Origin of the sequence: Yinghuangia sp. YIM S09857, assembly GCF_051388915.1 — a bacterium.
Classification (GTDB): Bacteria; Actinomycetota; Actinomycetes; order Streptomycetales; family Streptomycetaceae; genus Yinghuangia.
Window position 1 is genome coordinate 442035 of record NZ_JBPKBH010000006.1, and the last position, 17722, is coordinate 459756.

Here is a 17722-nt window from a genome sequence, read left to right on the forward strand (position 1 = left end):
GCCGTGCCCGGTCGCGCCGTACTCCTCGCCCAACACCGCGTCGCGCGGCCGCGCACGGCCCAGTTGCGCGCGGATCAGCTCCTCGGCGGCTTTGTCCGCGTCGCTGACCGGCGTCATGTCCGGCTTCGTCTCGACCTTCAGGTCCAGCGACTTGAACCGGTCAAGCGTGGTCGCGTCCGCGGCGTCCGCGAGAACGTGGGCAAAACGCAGATCGTCGTCGTAGCCGGGCATGCCGCGAACACTAGCCCCTCGGACACCGCCCCTGCCACGCGACAATCAGCCGACCACCCACTGCGGCCACGTCTTTCCGACAAGTGCAGCGCCGATGTTCCGGCGGTGCCGTGGGGTCGCAGGGGCGGGGCGCGGTGTGGACGCGATGGGCGGGGCCCGGTCGGGGGAGATGGGGTCGGGCGGAGCCGGTCGGTTTCGGCCGCACCGGCATTCAGCGCGCGACCCCGATTGCTTCCCGTTCGCTGCTCAGCGCCGTCCTTCCGGGGGCGCCGTGGGGGTCGCCGGGCGGGTGGGGCGGGGCGGGATCACCGGGGCTGCGGGCGGGGGGCCGACGGAGGGAGGGGGCGTCGGGGGTGGGGCTGTGGGCTTGGGGGGTATGGGCGGGGATGGCTCTTCTGCGGCCGAAGGCTCGTCGCGTGCCGGGAGTTCTGGCTTGGGGGCGACATCTGGTTCCGGGGTGAGGATGCCGCGGGTGAACTCCGGTACCGGTACCGGTACCGGTACCGGTGCGCGTGCCGGTTCGGGGGCGGCGGGGAGGGCCAACTGTTCGCCGGGTGGTTCGAAGTCCGGCGCCGGGGCGTCCGGGGGTGGGGTGCCGAGGCGTTTGCGGAGGCGTTGGCGGCGGCGGCCGAGTGTGCGGGTCTCGGACGGGTTGGCGTCGCGTATATGCGGCGGCAGCGTGAAGTACGCGTCCAGCACCGCGAGTGCCTGCGGGCGTTCGCCGCCCTTTTCGAGCAGGTCGGCGGCCCGCTCGTAGGTGTACGGGGTCTCCATCCCCGCACTCACCCCATGCATGAGCGTCGCGAGCTCGCGCAACTCCTCGCGCCCGAACCGGAACGCGAGCGGCGTCCCGTCGAGCGTCCAGCCGTCCAGGCTCCGGCGCGGTGCGAGCACCACGGGCCCGGGGACCGCCTCCTTGTCGCGCGCTCTGCCCCGCCCGACGCCGAACACTGCCATTCCGGCTCCCGAACCTCCACCAAAACCGGTGGCTCCGTTCCCGCGAACGGCGCGGCCGTAGGCGCGGATACCCCGCGCGACCGGCGCCGCCGTCCCTGTGCACCCGAAGCGTACGAGGCGTGCCGGACGCCGCGAAAGAGAATCACGAATGGGCGCCCGCCGGCCCCGCATACGCCGCCTGCCGCGACGCCCTTGACGGGCCCCGGACACCGGGTGATCCTGATTTGACACAGGAGCCATCGGTGTAAAGCTCGGGACCATCGGGAGCCCCCGTTGTCCGTACGCGAAGCTCTTCTCGACGCCGCCCGCGACGCCGCCGTCGCCGGTGCGTGGGCCACCACGCGCATGGCCGACGTGGCCGCCGCGGCCGGCGTGTCGCGCCAGACCCTCTACAACGAGTTCGGGAACAAGGACGCGCTGGCCCAAGCACTGGCCCACCGCGAGGCCGAGCGCTTCCTGGCCGGGACCGCCGAGGTGTGCCGCAACTCCCCCGGGGACGCCGGGGATTGCGTCCGGGCCGGCACCGTCTGGGCGCTGACCGAGGCACGCCACAACCTGCTGGTGAAGGCCGCGCTCACCGACGAGTCGGCCGGACTGCTGCCCACGCTGACCACCCGCTCGGCCGGGCTCCTCGCGCTGTTCCGCGACAACGCCGCGGCGGTGATCCTCGAACGCTGGCCGCACCTCGACCCCGCCGAGGTGGCCTGGGTGGCCGAACTGGCCGTCCGCCTCACGGTTTCCCACCTGGTCGTGCCCACCGAAGCGGTCGACGTGACCGCCGACCACATAGCGCTGCTGGTCAGACGGCTGCTCGCCACCCCCTCCGACCGCAAGGAGTCCGCTCGTGTCGACCTTTGACCTGTACGCCCTCCCGGCCGAAATGACCGTCTGGGAGGTCCCCGCCTCCGGCGCCGCGCGCTTCAACTGGGAGTACGACGAGGGCCGCGAGCGGCTTCTCGCGCTGTACGCCAAGGGCAAGGACAAGCAGTGGGACGCGGCCAAGCGCATCGACTGGAGCCTCCCCGTCGACCCCGTGAAGCCGCTCGGCCTCCCCGAGGAGACCCACGCGCTCTACGGCACCCCGAGCTGGAACCGCATGTCGCAGAAGGAGCGGGACGAGCTCGGCCGTCACAGCATCGCCTGGCAGTTCAGCCAGTTCCTGCACGGCGAGCAGGGTGCCCTGGTGTGCAGCGCGCGCATCGCGGAGTCGGTGCCCGACCTCGACTCCAAGTTCTACGCCGCGACACAGGTCATGGACGAGGCCCGGCACGCGGAGACGTACGCGCGCTTCCTGAAGGAGAAGGTCGGCCTCTACTACCCGATCAACCCGCAGCTCAAGGAACTTCTGGACGACACCCTCTCGGACTCCCGCTGGGACATGCCCTACCTCGGCATGCAGGTCCTGATCGAGGGCCTGGCCCTGGCGGCGTTCGGCATGCTGCGCGACCTCACGCCGGTCGAACTGCCCAAGCAGATCCTCGCGTATGTCATGCAGGACGAGGCCCGGCACGTCGCCTTCGGTCGTCTCGCGCTGCGCGACTACTACCGCGAGCTGAGCGACGCGGAGCTTGCCGAGCGCGAGGAATTCGTCGTCCACGGCTGCTACCTGATGCGCAACCGGCTGCGCGGCGAAGAGGTCTGGGAGAACTTCGACATCGACAAGGCGGAGGCCACCGAGGCCACCGCCAACTCCGAATACCTGGCCGGTTTCCGCAAGTTGCTCTTCAGCCGTATCGCGCCGACGATCAAGGACATCGGGCTGTGGGGGCCGAAGGTGCGGGCGGCGTTCGAGGACATGGGCGTCCTCGACCTGGCCGGCACGGATGTCGAGGTGCTGATGCGGTCCGACGAGGACACCGCCGAGGAGCTGGACCGCAAGCGCCGGTTCGCCGCCGAGGAGAAGGCCCGGGCGGACGAGATCGACGCGATGGTCCGGCTCGGCGTGGAGCAGTAGCCGCCGCGTGCGCGGGGCATAGATTGGCGGCATGAGCGAGCGAAGCGAGCGAATCAACAGGGGGATGCGTATCGCGAATGCGGCCGCCGAGCGTAGCGAGGTGGCGGCATGAGCGATCTCGTCCGTCCGCCTTCGCCCGCATTTGTCTTCGACCTCGACGGAACCCTCGTCGACAGCGTCTACCAGCACGTCATCTCGTGGCAGGAGGCCCTGGCCGAGGCCGGGATCAAGCTCGCGACCTGGCGGATCCACCGCAAGATCGGCATGAGCGGCGGGTTGTTCGTGCGGGGCGTGCAGCGCGAGACCGGCATCGCGCTCAGCCCGGACGAGGTCGAGCGGCTCCAGGACGCGCACGGGCGGCGTTATGCCGCCCGGGTGGCGGAGGTCCAGCCGCTGCCGGGCGCGCCCGAGCTGCTGCGCTACCTGACCGACGCCGGCATCAAGTGGACGATCGCCACCAGCGGCCGCCGCTCGGGCGCCGAACCCATGCTCGCCAAGCTGGGCGCGCCCGCCGACCTGCCGATGGTCACCCGCGACGAGGTGGCGCGCGCCAAGCCCGACCCCGACCTGTTCCTGGCCGGGGCCGCCAAGCTCGGCGTCGATCCGCGCGACTGCGTCGTGGTCGGCGACAGCATCTGGGACCTGCTGGCCGCACGCCGTGCCGGTTCGCTCGGCGTCGGCCTGCTGTCCGGCGGCTACGGCGAGGAGGAGCTCCAGCGCGCCCAGGCGTTCCGCGTCTACGAGGAGCCCGGGGATCTGCTCACCCATATCGACGAGCTGGGCGTACGCGGGGCCGGGGCCTGACCCCGGCCTGACCCCGACCTGACCCCGACCTGACCGGGGACTCCTTCCGACGTTACGGCGCCGGAACGGCCGCCCCGCCCGCGGGCGGCCACGGGGCCGCTTGGTCCGGGACGATGTAGCCGCGCAGCGAACCGTTGTCGGACGACAGGTTGATCGTGTACGGGGAGTCCGGCACCGCCAATTGGTTCTCGAAGTCCTGGACGTTCTTCGACCCGTTGTCGGAATCGGCCGTCAGCTTGTAGTTGCGGTCGCCGGTCGGCAGCGTCAGGCGCAGGCTCCCGTTGTCCGAGGACGCCTTCACCGCCGACGGCTCGTTCCGCAGCGTCAGCTTCATGCTGCCGTTGTCGGACGAGGCGTCGATGCGGTCCGCGAGCGACCGGTCGACGTTGATCGAGCCGTTGTCGCTGGACATCTTGAGCAGGCCGGTGACCGAGGAGTCGCGGACCTTGATCGAGCCGTTGTCGCTCTCCAGGTCGAACGCGTCCACCTGCATCTCGTCGACGGTCACCGACCCGTTGCTGTTGCGCACCGTCACGCTTTTGACCTCGGCCGGGATGGTGACCTTGTAGTCGCCGTCGCAGTTCACGCTGTACATCACCGGACAGTTGGTGTCGAGCCGCAGCTTGCTCTCGGACTGGTCGAGGTCCCACTCGGGGTCCGCGCCCCAGATGCTCTCCGTGACCGTGCGGTCCACGGCAACCACCCCCGCGGCGCCGGTCCGCAGGTGCACGCCGCCGCCGTCGCTCGTGATGGTGAGGTGGTCGCCCGCGAACTCGAACCGCTCGTTCGCCTTCACGTCGTGGCTCGACAGCAGGACCAGCCCGGTGATCGCCACCGAGCCGACACCGAAGGCCAGCACCGCACCGCCGACGGTGAAGAGGGTGACGCGCGCGGCGCTCGGCATGGGGACTCCTTGGGCAGTGGCGGTGCGTGCGGCCCGGTTCGGCGTGGTTCGAGCCGGTACCCCGACACTAGGAGCCGGCGCGGCCCCGACGGCATCCGGTGCTCTCCCCGAAACGGGGTAGGGACAGCCCTACCCCCGGCCCCACCCGTACGGCTCGCCCGATAGTTCGCGGATCGTCGAACCGGGGAAGTCTCCCGCACGTGCAGATCGGTGCCGGGACCGCCCCGGCCATCCGCCGAAGGAGCGAACACCCATGTTCGACACGGTGTCGGGCCTGCCGGTCCACGTCCTGGTGCTGCACGCGGCCGTGATCGGCGTGCCGGTCGCGGCGCTGGCGACGGTGGCGGTGGCCGTCCGGCCGCAGTGGCTGCCGCGCCTGGGCTGGTGGGTCGTCGGCCTCAACGCGCTGATCCTCGCCGTCGTCTACGTGACCAAGGAGAGCGGCCAGGAGTTCGTCGAGCGCCGCTACCCGGACCCCGCCAACCGGTCGCCCGACCTGCGCACCCACGTCTCGCGCGGCGAGGACATGATCTGGTACGCCGTCGCGCTGTTCGCGGTGTCGCTCATCCTCGTGCTGGTGGCCCGCCGGGTCGCGCAGAGCGCCTCGACGCCGAAGCCGCTGCCGCCGGTGGTCGTGCCGGTCGTCGGGGTCCTCGCGGTCGCGGCGGCCGTCCTTGCGACCGTGCAGGTCGTCCTGGTCGGCCACGCCGGTTCGGAGGCGGTGTGGAAGGGCTCGGTGGACGCCCGGGCCGCGGTGTCGGCTCCGCGCTGACGTCGGGGTCGCGCTGACGTCGGGGTCGCGCTGAGGTCGGACTTGCAGCCCGGCCGGCCCGGTCAGTCGCCCTCGGCCTGCTCCCGGGTCGCTAGAAGACGCCGCAGCGAGGCCAGGCGCGCGGGGTCGGCGTGGCCGTCCGCGACCCACGCGTCCAGCGCGCAGTCCGGCTCGTCGTGCGAGCAGTTGCGCGGGCAGTCCGCGGTGCCCGGCTCCAGGTCGGGGAACGCGTGGATGATGCGGCCCAGGTCGACGTGGTTGAGGCCGAACGAGCGCACGCCCGGGGTGTCCACCACCCATCCGGACTCGCGGTCCTCGCCGTACGGCGGCAGCCGCAGGGTCAGCGCCGACGTGGTGGTGTGCCGTCCGCGGCCGGTCACCACGTTGACGTGGCCGGTGGCCCGCTGCCGCTCCGGCACCAGGGCATTGACGAGCGTGGTCTTGCCGACCCCCGAGTGGCCGACGAAGACGGTGGTGAGCCCGGCGAGTTGGGCGCGGATCGGGTCGAGGTCCCAGTCGTCGTACGCGTCGCCGCCGCGCGTGACGACGTACGGCACGCCGAGCGCCCCGTACAGCTCCAACAACGACTCCGGCGGGACCAGGTCGGCCTTGGTCAGCACCAGCAGCGGCTGCATGCCCGCGTCGTAGGCGGCGACCAGGCAGCGGTCGATGAGCCGGGGGCGCGGCTCGGGGTCGGCCAGGGCGGTCACGATGGCGAGCTGGTCGGCGTTGGCCACGATGATGCGCTCGTACGGGTCGTCGTCGTCCGCGGTCCGGCGCAGCACCGAGCGGCGCTCCTCCACCCGCACGATGCGGGCCAGCGCACCCTTGTCGCCGCTGACGTCGCCGACGATCGCGACCCGGTCGCCGATCACCACGCCCTTGCGGCCCAGTTCGCGGGCCTTCATGGCGGTGACCTCGTGCTCGCGACGCGTGTCCTCGTCGACCAGGCAGGTGTAGCGGCCCCGGTCGACGGTCAGCACCCGGCCGGTCTCGGCGTCCTCGTGCTTGGGCCGAGTGCGGGTCCTCGGCCGCGAGCCGCGTCGGGAGGGACGGATGCGGACGTCGTCCTCGTCGAAGTCGTTGCGGCGCGTCGACCGGGTGTTCGCCATGGCCGCGGTCAGCTCGCCGTCGCCGCGTCCGGGCCGGCGGCCTGGCCCAGAAGGCCGGACCAGAGCAGCGGGAAGTCCGGCAGGGTCTTGGCGGTCGTCGCGATGTTCTCCACCTCGATCCCGGGCACGACGAGCCCGATCACGGCCGCGGCGGTGGCGATGCGGTGGTCGTCGTACGTCTGGAACGCCCCGGCGTGCAGCGGGCGCGGGCGGATCTCCAGGCCGTCGGCGGTGTCCGTGACGTCGCCGCCGAGGCCGTTGACCTCCTTGGCGAGCGCCGCCAACCGGTCGGTCTCGTGCAGGCGCAGGTGTGCGATGCCGGTGAGCGTGGACGGCGAGTCCGCCAGCGCGGCGACTGCCGCGATCGTCGGGGTCAGCTCGCCGACGTCGTGCAGGTCGGCGGTGATGCCGTGCACCTCGCCTGTGCCGGTGAAGCGCAGGCCCTCGTCGGTGAACTCGCACGCGCCGCCCATGCGCGTGAACAGGTCGCGCAGCCAGTCGCCCGGCTGCGTCGTCTCGCGGGGCCAGTCGCGGATGGTCACGGTGCCGCCCACGACGAGCGCGGCGGCGATGAAGGGGGCGGCGTTCGACAAGTCGGGCTCGACCACCATGTCGCGGGCGGCGAGCGGGCCGGGGGCCACGCGCCATACGTCCGGCTCCGAGTCGTCCACGCGGGCGCCCGCGGCGCGCAGCATGGCGACGGTCATCTCGATGTGCGGCATCGAGGGTACCGAGGTGCCGACGTGGCGGACCTCGACCCCGTTCGCGAAGCGCGCGCCGGACAGCAGCAGCGCGCTGACGAACTGCGAGGACGAGGACGCGTCGATCTCAACGATGCCGCCGCGTACCGCGCCGGTGCCGCGCACGGTCATCGGCAGGCGTCCGGCGCCGCCGTCGTCGATGTCCGCGCCGAGCTCGCGCAGCGCGAGGATGACGGCGTCGAGCGGGCGCTCGTACGCGCGCGGGTCGCCCTCGAAACGGATCGGACCCTCGGCCAGTGCGGAGAGCGGCGGCATGAAGCGCATAACCGTTCCGGCATTGCCGACGTCCACACGGGCGGGGCCGCGCAGCGGGGCGGGCACCACGTGCCAGTCGCCTTCGGCGGTGTCCTCGACCGCGACGCCCATCGCCCGCAGCCCGGCCGCCATCAGCGTGGTGTCGCGGCTGCGCAGCGGACGCCGCACATAGCCGGGACCGTCCGCGAGGGCCGCGAGGACGAGCGCGCGGTTGGTCACCGACTTGGAGCCGGGCAGCGCGACGACCGCGTCCACGGGAGCGGACGCGACGGGGGCGGGCCAGAGCGGAGGCGTCATGGGGAACCAGCCTATACGGGGGTCCGCGGCCCACTGCCGGGGATTTCCCCGCTTGTAGGCCGGACGTGCGAGGGTAGAGCGCATGTGCGGTCGGTATGCCTCCACGCAACAGCCCGACGACCTGATCGAGCTGTTCGAGATCGAGAAGATCAAAGACGACGTCCGGGAAGACGCGCTGCCTCCGGACTGGAACATCGCGCCGACCAAACAGGTCTACGCGGTGCTCGAACGCTCGGCGGAACGGGACGGTCCGCCGGTGCGGCAGCTCCGGACGCTGCGGTGGGGCCTCGTACCGTCGTGGGCGAAGTCGCCGGACACGGGCGCGAAGATGATCAACGCGCGGTCCGAGACCGTGTTCGAGAAGCCGGCGTACCGCAAGGCCTTCGCCTCCCGCCGCTGCCTCCTGCCGGCCGACGGCTATTACGAGTGGTACACCCCGGAGACCGCGCCGGACGGCCCCAAGGGCAAGTCCCGCAAGCAGCCGTTCTGGATCCACCCCGCCGACGACTCACCGATCGCCTTCGCGGGCCTCTACGAGTGGTGGCGCGACCGCACCCGCCCGGACGACGACCCCCTCGCGTGGCTGTGGACCTGCACCATCATCACCACCGACGCGGAACCCGAACTGGCCCGCATCCACCCCCGCATGCCCCTGGTCCTCGAAAAGGACCGCTGGGCCGCCTGGCTCGACCCCACCGTCACCAACACCGACGAAACCCGAGCCCTGCTGGCCCCACCCGCCCCCGGCCACATGGTGGCCTACCCGGTCTCCATAGAAGTCAACAGCGTGAAGAACAACGCCCCGCATCTCACCGACCCCCTCCCCCCGGAAGAAGTCCAAGCCGACGCGACGCTGTTCTGACGCTACTCGCCACCCGCCACCCGCCACCCGGACGCCGCACCACGCGTGAGCCGAGCGCACACACCTGCGAACCACCGCAACGGGACGCCGCACCACGGTTCAGCCGAGCGCACACCTGCGAACCACCCCGACGCCCGGCCGCGCCGCCGTCGCACGGTGTGGGTGCGGACCCGCAGGTCCTTCGGAGGGGGTGTGCCGCGTGGCGGGTGGCGGTTGGGGTGGGGGTGGGCAACGATCTTGGGGTGACGATGCTTTCGGCCGAGGCCTCCGGTGTTCCCGCGACGCGGCTCCTTCCCACGCCCTCCGGGGATGCGAGGGCTTCCATCTATCCCGCAGCGGGGGAGGTGCGGGGATGGTGTCTCGCGGGGCACGGGGCCGGAGGTGGGATCGAGGCCAGGGATCTGGTCGCCCTGGCGGCCGCGTTGCCCGCACTCGGGATCACCGTGGCGCTGATCGAGCAGCCGTGGCGGGTGGCCGGCAAGAAGCTCGCGCCGGCGCCGAAGAAGTTGGACGAGGGCTGGGTCCCCGCCGTCGAGGCGTTGGGCGCGGACATGGACGGGCTGCCGTTCGTCGCGTCGGGGCGGAGCGCCGGCGCGCGTGTGGCCTGCCGTACCGCGTCGGCGACCGGCGCCGCCGGGGTGGTGGCCCTCGCATTTCCACTGCATCCGCCCGGCAAGCCGAAGTCGTCGCGGGCCGAGGAGTTGTCGGGCGCGGGTGTGCCGACGCTGGTCCTGCAAGGAGAGCGCGACCCGTTCGGCGGCCCCGCGGAGTTCCCCGAGCCGGGGGAGCACTCGCAGCTCACCCCGGTGCCGTACGCCGACCACGGCTTCTCGGTCGGCAAGACCGCCCCGGTGACGCAGGAGGAGACACTTGCGGTCATCACCGGGACGGTCGGGGACTGGCTGACCTCGTTGTTCGCCTGAGGTGACGCCGCGGCGGCCCCGTCCGGGCCGGGAATGATCTGGTCGCACCCCGTGTTGCAGCCGGTACATCCTCGACCTGCGGGAGGCACTTCATGCTCACTGCCACGCCCTCGGTCGGCCGTACCGAGGCCGGAGCCGACACGTCCATGTTGAAGTGGGCGGAGTGGGTGCCGGGCGGTGATCGCCGTCGACCGATATCGTCGTCGTCGGGCGGGTCCGTTGTGGTCCGCGAGGATCGGCAGGTTGAGGAGGTGGGTCCCGTAGCGGAGACAGAGACCCTGGAGCAGCGGGACGCGCGGTTCGAGCGCGACGCGCTGCCGTTTTTGGATCAGTTGTACTCGGCCGCGCTGCGGATGACGCGCAACCCCGCGGACGCCGAGGACCTCGTCCAGGAGACGTTCGCGAAGGCGTACGGGTCGTTCCACCAGTTCCGCGAGGGCACCAACCTCAAAGCCTGGCTCTACCGGATCCTCACCAACACGTTCATCAACAGCTACCGCAAGAAGCAGCGGGAGCCCCAGCAGAGCGCCACCGAGGAGATCGAGGACTGGCAGCTCGCGCGCGCCGAGTCGCACATGTCGACCGGTCTGCGCTCGGCGGAGGCCCAGGCCCTCGACCGGCTGCCGGACTCCGACGTGAAGGAGGCCCTCCAGGCCATTCCGGAGGAATTCCGCATCGCGGTGTACCTCGCGGACGTGGAGGGATTCCCGTACAAGGAGATCGCGGACATCATGGGGACCCCCATCGGTACGGTGATGTCCCGGCTCCACCGCGGACGCCGCCAGTTGCGCACCCTGCTGGAGGACTACGCCCGTGAGCGCGGGCTGGTTCCGGCCGGTTCGGGTCGGAAGGATTCGGTCTCATGAGCGAGCGCGGCGCGCGAGTCAAACCGCTGGACGCTTTGGGCGAACGCCTTGCCGGGCGAAGCGAGGTACGGGCATGAGCTGCGGCGACCACCACGAAGTGGACTGCTCGGAGATCCTCGGCCGCTTGTACGAGTACATCGACAACGAGCTGGCCGACGCGGACTGCGGGGACATCCGCACGCACCTGGACGAGTGCTCCCCCTGCCTGGAGAAGTACGGGTTGGAGCAGCACGTCAAGGCGCTCGTCCAGCGCTGCTGCGGCTGCGACGACGTGCCCGTGGACCTCCGCAGCAAGGTGCTGGCCCGGATCCGCGAGGTCAAGGTCCAGGTCGACACCGACGCGGACGGCTCGCAGGTCGTCGTCGAGCAGGTGACCGTCGACCAGTTCGTCGTCGACGGGGAGCGCCCCGGCGCGTAGTGCCCGGGTGGGCCGCGCCGGTCCCGGCGCACCTGCGGCGTGTGCGGCGCACAGGGGCGCATGATGCGACGAATGGCCTATTGCGCGCCCCCCGTTCGGGTTAATCCGGCGACTCTGGACGGAGTAAACCGGACAGAAGGCGCTCAGCGCCCTTAGCCCGTCCTATCCTCGGTTGGCGGTTGAATTCGCGACCGGAGCCGAGGAGGCAGTCGCATGGGAACGCTGCCGAATACCCCACCCGGACGGTCCGTCCGGGGCGCGGGGGCCGGCTTCGGGATCGCAGTCCAGGGTGCCGTGGTGGTGTCCGCGGCCTTGTTCTACCTGCGCCGGAACCTGGCGCGGGTGCGCGGCGAGGCCGCCCGCGACGCGTCGGTGCGCAGTCTGCTGCGGGCCGTCGAGGTCAAGGACGGCTACACCCGCGCGCACAGCGAACGCGTGGCGTACGCCGCGGTGTTGATCGCCCGTCAGATGGGCATGCCCAAGCAGCGCGTCACTCTGCTGCGGTACGCGGCGCTGCTGCACGACGTGGGCAAGCTCGGCGTGCCGACCCGGCTGCTCACGAAGTCCGGCCCGCTCGACGCCGACGAGCGCGAGACGATCCAGCGGCACCCGCAGTGCGGCGCCGACCTCGTCCGCGACCTCGACTTCCTGGGCGAGGGCCGGTACGGCATCCTGCACCACCACGAACGCATGGACGGGCGCGGGTATCCGTCGGGCCTCCGGGGCGACGCCATCCCGGAGTTCGCCCGCATCATCGCGGTCGCCGACGCGTTCGACGCCATGACCTCGACGCGGTCGTACCGCAGGTCGCGGCCCATCGAGGCGGCGCTCGCCGAGCTGCACCGGTGCAGCGGCGCGCAGTTCGACCCGCGCATGGTCGCGGCGCTGGAGACCGCGCTGCGGCGGCACGGGTGGCCGCTCGCCGAGCAGCCGACGCCCGTTCCGCACGGGTCGTCGCCGCTGCCGGTGCCGCGCCTGGGGTTCGGGGACACGCACAGCGTCGCCGGGGCGCTGGCCGCGGAGCGCGGGGATCCACGCTGAGCTGCGGTCGATTGCGTTGAGCTTGCGGTGAGCTGAGCCGACCTGGGGTGGCCCGCGTAACCCGATCGGGCGTCTGCCGCCAGGCGGCGGTCAGGCCGCCGTCATGCCGCGGTCAGGCCCTGAACCAGCCGGAGCCGCCGATCAGCTCGGTGAGCTGCGCCGCGGTGATGGGCGGCGCGTCCATCGCCGGCGGGTACGCGTCCGAGCCGGTGACCCCGGCCGCCGCGGTGATCTCCAGGCCGCGCCCGTCCGGGTAGTACAGCAGCGCGTGGTACGAGGGCCCCGACACGTGCCCGGCCCCGGGCTCCTGCTGGTTGCCCGGCCCGCGCCAGGTCTTGAAGATCCCGCCGTCGGTCTCCCCGTTCGAGGCGCAGTTCGTGTTGGGCGCGGTCACGCCGTTGTCGGCGCAGTAGTTGTGCGCGGCCACCTGCTCCACCGTCTGGCGGGGCTGGTCGGGGTTGACCTTCGGGTCGTACACGGTGATGTCGATCCAGCCCATGCGTCCGTTCTTGGTGACCAGGTAGCGCCCGGACAGCGGGTTCCTGGTGTACGACGGCGTGGCGGTGTCCGCCTCCTTGGTGACGGTCCCGATCCCGGACGGCAGCTTGCTCTTCACGAATTCCAGCGCACCCTTGCCCGCTGCGGCCGACATCGTCGGGCCCCCGGACGATTTGGTCGGCGCGCTCGTGCTGGGCGCCCGCGTGGTCGGCGTCGTCGTGGCGGTCCGGGTCGGGCTGGTCGCGGCGGACGAGGACGGTGGGGCCGGGGACGACGGACGCGGCCGGTTGCCGGGTGCGGAGGACGTCGCGGAGCCGGTCGGTTCCGCGGTGGGCGGCGGCGCGGACGTCGCGGGCTCGGTGCCCGGCGGCGTCGCGGGCGCGCTCCCCGCGATGTCGCCGCGCGGCGCGCCCACGCCCGGCTGCGGTAGAAGCGCGGTGCCGACCCCCACGGCGACGACGGCCGCGGCCGATCCCGCGGCCAGCATGATCCTGCGCCGCCGCCGAATGCGGTCGGCCTTCCGCATGATGTCGTCGACCACCGGATCGTCCGGCACTTCGATGCCCTGGGCGGCCAGCCCCAGGAGCTCCCGCACGCGCATGTCCTTCAAAGCCGGGCCTCCTCGGCGTCGGTGAGCCGGTCCGCGGCGTCCGGCAGCGCGTCGCCGAGTGCGGACCGCAGGGTCGCCAGGCCGCGTGCGCTCTGGCTCTTGACCGTCCCCGTGCTGACCCCCAGGATTTGCGCCGTTTCCTCGACGCTCAGGTCTTCCCAGTAGCGCAGTACGAGAACGGCGCGCTGCCGAGGCGGGACCTCGGCGAGAGCCGTGCGTACCGCGAGGCTCATGTCGAGGTCGCCGTGTGCGGCCTCGGTGGTGTCGGGTGGTGCGGCGTGCGGGTGTTCGCGGCGCCACAGGCGCCGTCGCGACGAGATGAACACACTCATCAGGGTCCTGCGCGTGTACGCCTCGATGTTGTCGATCCGGTCCAGGCGGCGTCCCGCCAGCACCACCTTGACCAGGGTCGACTGCACCAGGTCCTCCGCCTCGTGGACATCGCCGCACAGCAGGAACGCGCTCCGCAGGAGCGGGCCGCGCCGGGCCGCGATGAACTCGCGCAGGGCATCGTCGTGTCCCGCCAACGCCACACCCCCTCAGGGGCCCCCGGCCGGAAGGCCCTCATTTCGAAAGAGAGCGGGAACACGGGTTCGGTTGCGTCGCGCGGCAGGTAAGTCGAACGTGTTCGGTCGTGGTGGCGCGGCGGGTTTATTCGCCGGCGGCCGCGAGGGGTTCGGCGGCGGGCTCGGGCGCGGCCGATGACCGGAGCGGCGCGGCGGTCGGCGCGGTGTCCGGTTGCCCGGGGCCGGGTACGCGCCGCCGAGCGCTGTTGCGCAGCCCCGCAAGGGGCGGCGTACCGCGGTCGCGCAGCATGCCGCCGACGACGAGCAGCCCGACGCCGGCCGCCACGAGGATGTCGCCGGGGCTGTCCACCTCGGGAAGTACCGGGAGGGGGACGGGAATCGACTCGCCGAGCGCGTCCAGCCGGGTGTCCGGCCCGGCGACCACGCGCCCGGCCGCCGCGGCCGCGTCCGGCGGCACTCCGGCGCGCGCGGCGGCGTGCTCGGACAGCGGCATGCCGCCGTTGACCACGATCACCAGCGCGTTGAGCAGCAGTCCCGCGGCGGCGAGCGGGATGCCGACCAGGTGCAGGTTCCCGGCCGCGAAACGGGCGGCCAGCGCGGCCGACAGCAGCAGCGCGAGCGGGTGGACGGTGGGGTCCGAGACCAGCACCCCGACCAACTGGGCCGCGAACGCGCAGCCGAGCCACGGGAGATGGCGTACCGGAAGACGGGACAGGCCGGAGACCCGGCCGCCGAGCAGGGCACCGGCGCCGAGAGCGAGGACGAGGACGAGCACGGCCAGACCCACGCGGTCATTGTGGCTCCGGACGTCCGCTCCACAAAGATCCTCGGCGCGTGTTGTCGCGCGCACCACCCGGTGGGACGCGTCCCGCGCGGTTGGATTCCGGCAGGGAGCCTGTGCCGTGACCACAAGCCTTCACCGGTGAACCCGTAGGCCCGCCGGACCGGCCGCACCGCCGGATCGGGTCCCCTCCGACGAGCACGCGAAGGAAGCGCCGGGAGGTCCGAGGAGGTTCACGCGGAGATGGTGGCCATGTCGCGAAGATCGTGGTCGCAGAGGGCGAGGCGGTCGGTGCGGGGGCGACGCTCGTGATCCTGGAGCCCGTGAAGACGGAGAACCCGGTGCCGACCGAGGGCCCGGGCACCGTCGAGGTGATCACGGTCGCGGAGGGCGACCTGATCGCGGTCATCGCCTGACGAAGAACGCCGAACGCGCCCTCACACGCAGGATTCGCAACGCCCGCGGGCCGAACGCGCGACACACGCGCCGCGCGACGCCGAGACGGTCACTGCACCGCCGGTCTGGTCGCGACGATCGTGTGTGCCGCAGCCGCAGCCGCAGCCGCAGCCGCGGCCCCCGCAGGGCCCTGCCCCGTGTCGCGGTGGTTCAGCGACCAGCCTGCGTCAGGCGGTCAGGCGGTCAGGACTCCGTGTTCCACGCACTTTGCCGTCCAACCCCTTGGGGTCACCTGGACGACCATGCGGCGTCGGCAACTGCCGCAGTAGCGGGGCGGTTCCAGTTCGCGGCGGCGTGCGCAGGCTTCGTGTCCGGCTTCCGACGCTGCTTCGCCGCACTGGTCGCAGTAGAGGGACGCCGGAGCGGGGCCCGGCGATGCGTTCACGGTCGTGTTCACGGTCGTAGAGTACGGCTCCATGCCGCAGCAGCCCATTCCGGTGTCGCCCGGAACACACGCCGAACTGACCCACACCGTCACGGAGGCCGACACCGCCGCGGCGGTCGGCAGCGGCGACCTCGCGGTGCTCGGTACGCCCCGCCTCCTGGCCCTCGCCGAGGGGGCGACCGTGCGCGCGCTCGCCGACCTGCTCGGCCCCGACCGCACCTCGGTCGGCACGCGCGTGACCCTCGAACACCTGCTGCCCACCCCGGTCGGCGGAACCGTCACGGTCCGCGCCGAGGTCGTGTACGCCGACGGCCGCCTCGTCCGCTTCTCCGTCGCCGCCGAGGACTCCGCGCGGCGGCTCGTCGGGCAGGGCGAGGTCACGCGCGTGATCGTGGACCGCGAGCGGTTCCTCGCCCGCGTACCGCCCGCGGACGCGTAGCGGCCGTCCGCGCGGCCCGCGCGCACCGTCCGGCTCCCTCACACGCCGTTGGTGCTGCGCGGGTACACCGCCTCCGGATCCGTCAGCACGTTGACCAGGTACGGCACCTCCGACGCGAACGCCCGTCCCAGCGCCGCCCCGATGTCCTCCGCCCGCTCCACCGTCTCCCCGGCGCCCCCGAGTGCCCGCACGACCTCGTCGTACCGCGTCGCCGGGGCGAGGTCGGCCGCGACGTCGTAGCCGTACAGCTTGCGCATCGGGTGCTTCTCCAGGCCCCAGATGCCGTTGTTGCCGACCACCATGACGACCGGCAGCTTGTGGCGCACCAGCGTGTCCACGTCCATCAGCGAGAACCCGGCCGCACCGTCGCCGAGCAGCAGCACGATCTGCGCGTCGGGCCGGGCCAGCCGCGCGCCGATTGCGTAGCCGAGGCCGGTGCCCAGGCAGCCGTACGGGCCGGGGTCCAGCCAGCCCCCGGGACGGGCCGGCTCGACGTACTTCCCGGCGTACGACACGAAGTCGCCGCCGTCGCCGATCACCACGGCGTCGTCGTCGAGTACGCGGAGGAGTTCGCCGTACACCCGCACCGGGTGGATCGTGTCACCCGCGCCGCGCAGCAGCGCCCGGTCCGACTGCGCGGCCGTGCGCACCGCAGCCTGCACGTGTTCGCACCAGCGCTGGTACGCCGACGCCTTGCCCTTGCGCGTCCACGCCTCCACGACGTCGTCCAGCACCAGCGTCAGGTCCCCGCAGACGGACGCGGCCACCGGCGCGTTCCCGCCGAGCCGGCCAGGGGAGTCCACGAGGTGCACGACGCGCGCGGGCGGCGCGCCGTCGCGTCCGCCGAACACGCCGTATCCGAGCCGGAAGTCGAGCGGCGCGCCGATGACGACCACCAGGTCCGCCCCGCCGAGCGCGGTCGACCGGGCGCGGGTGACCAGCAGTTCGTGGCCGTTGGGCAGGATGCCGCGGCCCATGCCGTTGGCGACGACCGGGACGCCCATCGTCTCGGCGGCCCGGCGCGCGGCCTCCTCGGCACCGTCCATCCACACGTCCTGGCCGAACACCAGCACCGGACGCTGCGCCTCGGCCAGCAGGCCCGCGGCGGTGGCGACGGCGACCGGGTCGGGGACGCTCCGCACCGGCTCCTCGGCGACCGGAGCGGGCACCTCGGCGCGGTCGAACAGCACGTCCATGGGCACGTCGAGGAACACCGGTCCGCGGTGCGGCCGGGCGGCCAGGGCCACGGCGTCCGCCACCTCGGCCGCGATGCGGTCCGTCTCGTGCACGGTCGCGGCGCGCTTGGTGACCGGGGCCAGCAGCGGCGGGTGGTCGAGTTCCTGGAGCGCACCGGAGCCCCACCGGAAGGCCGGAGCCCGCCCGCCGATCACCAGCAGCGGGGAGCCGTTCATGTGCGCGGTGGTCACCGCGCTCACGCCGTTGGTCACCCCGGGGCCCGCGGTGAGCACCGCGAGCCCGGGGCGCCGGGTGAGCTTGGCGGTCGCCTCCGCGGCGAAGACGGCGGTCTGCTCGTGGCGGACGTCGACGATGCGCAGCGGCTCGGCCGCCTTGACCGCGCCGTCGTAGACCGGGAACACGTGTCCCCCGGACAGTGTGAACAGGGTGTCGATCCGATGGGCGCGGAGCGCCGCGACCACGAGGTCGCCGCCGTGTCCTTCGATCGTCCCCGGGGCGCGGTGCGGGTCCTGATCCCGCGTCCGGTCCGGGTGCTGGTCCGGGTGCTGGTCCTGGTCCTGCCGCTGGTCCTGGTCGTGCGCGTGCGAGCCCGACATGCCGACACCTCCGACATGAACGGTAGCCGCGCCGACACGTTGCGACACGCTTTCGGACTTTCCCGATCGGCGCGGA

Annotated in this window: 21 protein-coding genes; 11 read left to right on the forward strand and 10 right to left on the reverse strand. The window is 72.5% G+C overall.

The window, feature by feature from the left end; translation table 11 throughout:
- Both ACRX5S_RS15850 and ACRX5S_RS15855 read right to left on the reverse strand, forming a co-directional pair.
- On the reverse strand, positions 1-231 hold a 231-nt coding region (locus tag ACRX5S_RS15850; RefSeq protein ID WP_436773552.1), incomplete at its 3' end, for an inositol monophosphatase family protein.
- Between the two features lie 246 nt (positions 232-477).
- Positions 478-1188, reverse strand: coding sequence for a hypothetical protein (locus tag ACRX5S_RS15855; protein WP_436773553.1), 711 nt, complete (start codon positions 1186-1188; stop codon positions 478-480).
- A gap of 273 nt (positions 1189-1461) precedes the next feature.
- Here ACRX5S_RS15855 and ACRX5S_RS15860 point away from each other — a divergent pair, with 273 nt between their 5' ends.
- From ACRX5S_RS15860 to ACRX5S_RS15870, 3 genes are all read left to right on the forward strand, one after another.
- The gene (locus ACRX5S_RS15860) at positions 1462-2046 is read left to right on the forward strand and encodes a TetR family transcriptional regulator (RefSeq protein ID WP_436773554.1); all 585 of its coding nucleotides are present in this window, start codon (positions 1462-1464) and stop codon (positions 2044-2046) included.
- On the forward strand, positions 2033-3142 hold the full coding sequence (locus ACRX5S_RS15865; RefSeq protein ID WP_436773555.1) for a ferritin-like domain-containing protein: 1110 nt from the start codon (positions 2033-2035) through the stop codon (positions 3140-3142). The genes ACRX5S_RS15860 and ACRX5S_RS15865 overlap by 14 nt, the downstream gene beginning before the upstream one ends.
- Positions 3143-3250: 108 nt before the next feature.
- Entirely contained in the window at positions 3251-3946 is a 696-nt protein-coding gene (locus tag ACRX5S_RS15870) for an HAD family hydrolase (RefSeq protein WP_436773556.1), read from the forward strand.
- Between the two features lie 52 nt (positions 3947-3998).
- Here the strand turns inward: ACRX5S_RS15870 and ACRX5S_RS15875 are convergent, their stop codons facing one another.
- Positions 3999-4850: a DUF4097 family beta strand repeat-containing protein gene (locus ACRX5S_RS15875; protein ID WP_436773557.1), complete on the reverse strand. Its 852-nt coding sequence runs from the start codon at positions 4848-4850 to the stop codon at positions 3999-4001.
- Between the two features lie 253 nt (positions 4851-5103).
- On the opposite strand from ACRX5S_RS15875, the gene ACRX5S_RS15880 reads away from it, so the two are divergent.
- On the forward strand, positions 5104-5622 hold the full coding sequence (locus ACRX5S_RS15880; protein ID WP_436773558.1) for a DUF2231 domain-containing protein: 519 nt from the start codon (positions 5104-5106) through the stop codon (positions 5620-5622).
- Positions 5623-5684: 62 nt separating this feature from the next.
- Here the strand turns inward: ACRX5S_RS15880 and rsgA are convergent, their stop codons facing one another.
- Both rsgA and aroA read right to left on the reverse strand, forming a co-directional pair.
- Complete coding sequence (rsgA, locus tag ACRX5S_RS15885) at positions 5685-6734, reverse strand: ribosome small subunit-dependent GTPase A (protein ID WP_436773559.1); 1050 nt, start codon at positions 6732-6734, stop codon at positions 5685-5687.
- An 8-nt stretch (positions 6735-6742) separates the two neighbouring features.
- Entirely contained in the window at positions 6743-8047 is a 1305-nt protein-coding gene (gene aroA / locus ACRX5S_RS15890) for a 3-phosphoshikimate 1-carboxyvinyltransferase (RefSeq protein ID WP_436773560.1), read from the reverse strand.
- Positions 8048-8129: 82 nt separating this feature from the next.
- Between aroA and ACRX5S_RS15895 the strand changes: the two genes are divergently transcribed.
- The 5 genes from ACRX5S_RS15895 to ACRX5S_RS15915 all read left to right on the forward strand — a co-directional run bounded on the left by ACRX5S_RS15895 (position 8130) and on the right by ACRX5S_RS15915 (position 12157).
- Positions 8130-8909: an SOS response-associated peptidase gene (locus tag ACRX5S_RS15895; protein WP_436773561.1), complete on the forward strand. Its 780-nt coding sequence runs from the start codon at positions 8130-8132 to the stop codon at positions 8907-8909.
- Between the two features lie 248 nt (positions 8910-9157).
- Complete coding sequence (locus tag ACRX5S_RS15900; RefSeq protein WP_436773648.1) at positions 9158-9832, forward strand: alpha/beta hydrolase family protein; 675 nt, start codon at positions 9158-9160, stop codon at positions 9830-9832.
- A gap of 146 nt (positions 9833-9978) precedes the next feature.
- Positions 9979-10698, forward strand: a complete 720-nt coding sequence (locus tag ACRX5S_RS15905; RefSeq protein WP_436773649.1) for a sigma-70 family RNA polymerase sigma factor — start codon at positions 9979-9981, stop codon at positions 10696-10698.
- Between the two features lie 73 nt (positions 10699-10771).
- Positions 10772-11116 (forward strand): mycothiol system anti-sigma-R factor, encoded by a 345-nt coding sequence (gene rsrA / locus ACRX5S_RS15910; RefSeq protein WP_436773562.1) that lies wholly within the window; start codon positions 10772-10774, stop codon positions 11114-11116.
- Between the two features lie 300 nt (positions 11117-11416).
- Complete coding sequence (locus tag ACRX5S_RS15915; RefSeq protein ID WP_436773563.1) at positions 11417-12157, forward strand: HD-GYP domain-containing protein; 741 nt, start codon at positions 11417-11419, stop codon at positions 12155-12157.
- A 112-nt stretch (positions 12158-12269) separates the two neighbouring features.
- Here ACRX5S_RS15915 and ACRX5S_RS15920 read toward each other — a convergent pair whose 3' ends face one another.
- The 3 genes from ACRX5S_RS15920 to ACRX5S_RS15930 all read right to left on the reverse strand — a co-directional run bounded on the left by ACRX5S_RS15920 (position 12270) and on the right by ACRX5S_RS15930 (position 14579).
- Positions 12270-13250: a hypothetical protein gene (locus tag ACRX5S_RS15920; protein WP_436773564.1), complete on the reverse strand. Its 981-nt coding sequence runs from the start codon at positions 13248-13250 to the stop codon at positions 12270-12272.
- 11 nt (positions 13251-13261) lie between these two features.
- Positions 13262-13792: a SigE family RNA polymerase sigma factor gene (locus tag ACRX5S_RS15925; RefSeq protein ID WP_436773565.1), complete on the reverse strand. Its 531-nt coding sequence runs from the start codon at positions 13790-13792 to the stop codon at positions 13262-13264.
- Positions 13793-13916: 124 nt separating this feature from the next.
- A complete protein-coding gene (locus tag ACRX5S_RS15930; protein WP_436773566.1) occupies positions 13917-14579 on the reverse strand; it encodes a DUF5317 family protein in 663 nt (220 codons plus the stop codon).
- A 260-nt stretch (positions 14580-14839) separates the two neighbouring features.
- On the opposite strand from ACRX5S_RS15930, the gene ACRX5S_RS15935 reads away from it, so the two are divergent.
- The gene (locus ACRX5S_RS15935; protein ID WP_436773567.1) at positions 14840-14989 is read left to right on the forward strand and encodes a biotin/lipoyl-containing protein; all 150 of its coding nucleotides are present in this window, start codon (positions 14840-14842) and stop codon (positions 14987-14989) included.
- Between the two features lie 215 nt (positions 14990-15204).
- On the opposite strand, the gene ACRX5S_RS15940 is transcribed toward ACRX5S_RS15935, so the two are convergent.
- Complete coding sequence (locus ACRX5S_RS15940) at positions 15205-15426, reverse strand: hypothetical protein (RefSeq protein ID WP_436773568.1); 222 nt, start codon at positions 15424-15426, stop codon at positions 15205-15207.
- A gap of 19 nt (positions 15427-15445) precedes the next feature.
- On the opposite strand from ACRX5S_RS15940, the gene ACRX5S_RS15945 reads away from it, so the two are divergent.
- The gene (locus ACRX5S_RS15945) at positions 15446-15853 is read left to right on the forward strand and encodes a thioesterase family protein (RefSeq protein WP_436773569.1); all 408 of its coding nucleotides are present in this window, start codon (positions 15446-15448) and stop codon (positions 15851-15853) included.
- Positions 15854-15891: 38 nt separating this feature from the next.
- Here ACRX5S_RS15945 and ACRX5S_RS15950 read toward each other — a convergent pair whose 3' ends face one another.
- On the reverse strand, positions 15892-17646 hold the full coding sequence (locus tag ACRX5S_RS15950) for an acetolactate synthase (RefSeq protein WP_436773570.1): 1755 nt from the start codon (positions 17644-17646) through the stop codon (positions 15892-15894).
- Positions 17647-17722: the final 76 nt, after the last annotated feature.

Excerpts from the sequence above, each read along its gene's own strand:
- ACRX5S_RS15855 (WP_436773553.1), bottom strand. The coding sequence starts at position 1,188 with ATGGCAGTGTTCGGCGTCGGGCGGGGCAGAGCGCGCGACAAGGAGGCG.
- ACRX5S_RS15870 (WP_436773556.1), top strand. The coding sequence starts at position 3,251 with ATGAGCGATCTCGTCCGTCCGCCTTCGCCCGCATTTGTCTTCGACCTC.
- ACRX5S_RS15875 (WP_436773557.1), bottom strand. The coding sequence starts at position 4,850 with ATGCCGAGCGCCGCGCGCGTCACCCTCTTCACCGTCGGCGGTGCGGTG.
- ACRX5S_RS15880 (WP_436773558.1), top strand. The coding sequence starts at position 5,104 with ATGTTCGACACGGTGTCGGGCCTGCCGGTCCACGTCCTGGTGCTGCAC.
- rsgA (WP_436773559.1), bottom strand. The coding sequence starts at position 6,734 with ATGGCGAACACCCGGTCGACGCGCCGCAACGACTTCGACGAGGACGAC.
- aroA (WP_436773560.1), bottom strand. The coding sequence starts at position 8,047 with ATGACGCCTCCGCTCTGGCCCGCCCCCGTCGCGTCCGCTCCCGTGGAC.
- ACRX5S_RS15895 (WP_436773561.1), top strand. The coding sequence starts at position 8,130 with ATGTGCGGTCGGTATGCCTCCACGCAACAGCCCGACGACCTGATCGAG.
- ACRX5S_RS15900 (WP_436773648.1), top strand. The coding sequence starts at position 9,158 with ATGCTTTCGGCCGAGGCCTCCGGTGTTCCCGCGACGCGGCTCCTTCCC.
- ACRX5S_RS15905 (WP_436773649.1), top strand. The coding sequence starts at position 9,979 with ATGTTGAAGTGGGCGGAGTGGGTGCCGGGCGGTGATCGCCGTCGACCG.
- rsrA (WP_436773562.1), top strand. The coding sequence starts at position 10,772 with ATGAGCTGCGGCGACCACCACGAAGTGGACTGCTCGGAGATCCTCGGC.
- ACRX5S_RS15945 (WP_436773569.1), top strand. The coding sequence starts at position 15,446 with ATGCCGCAGCAGCCCATTCCGGTGTCGCCCGGAACACACGCCGAACTG.
- ACRX5S_RS15950 (WP_436773570.1), bottom strand. The coding sequence starts at position 17,646 with ATGTCGGGCTCGCACGCGCACGACCAGGACCAGCGGCAGGACCAGGAC.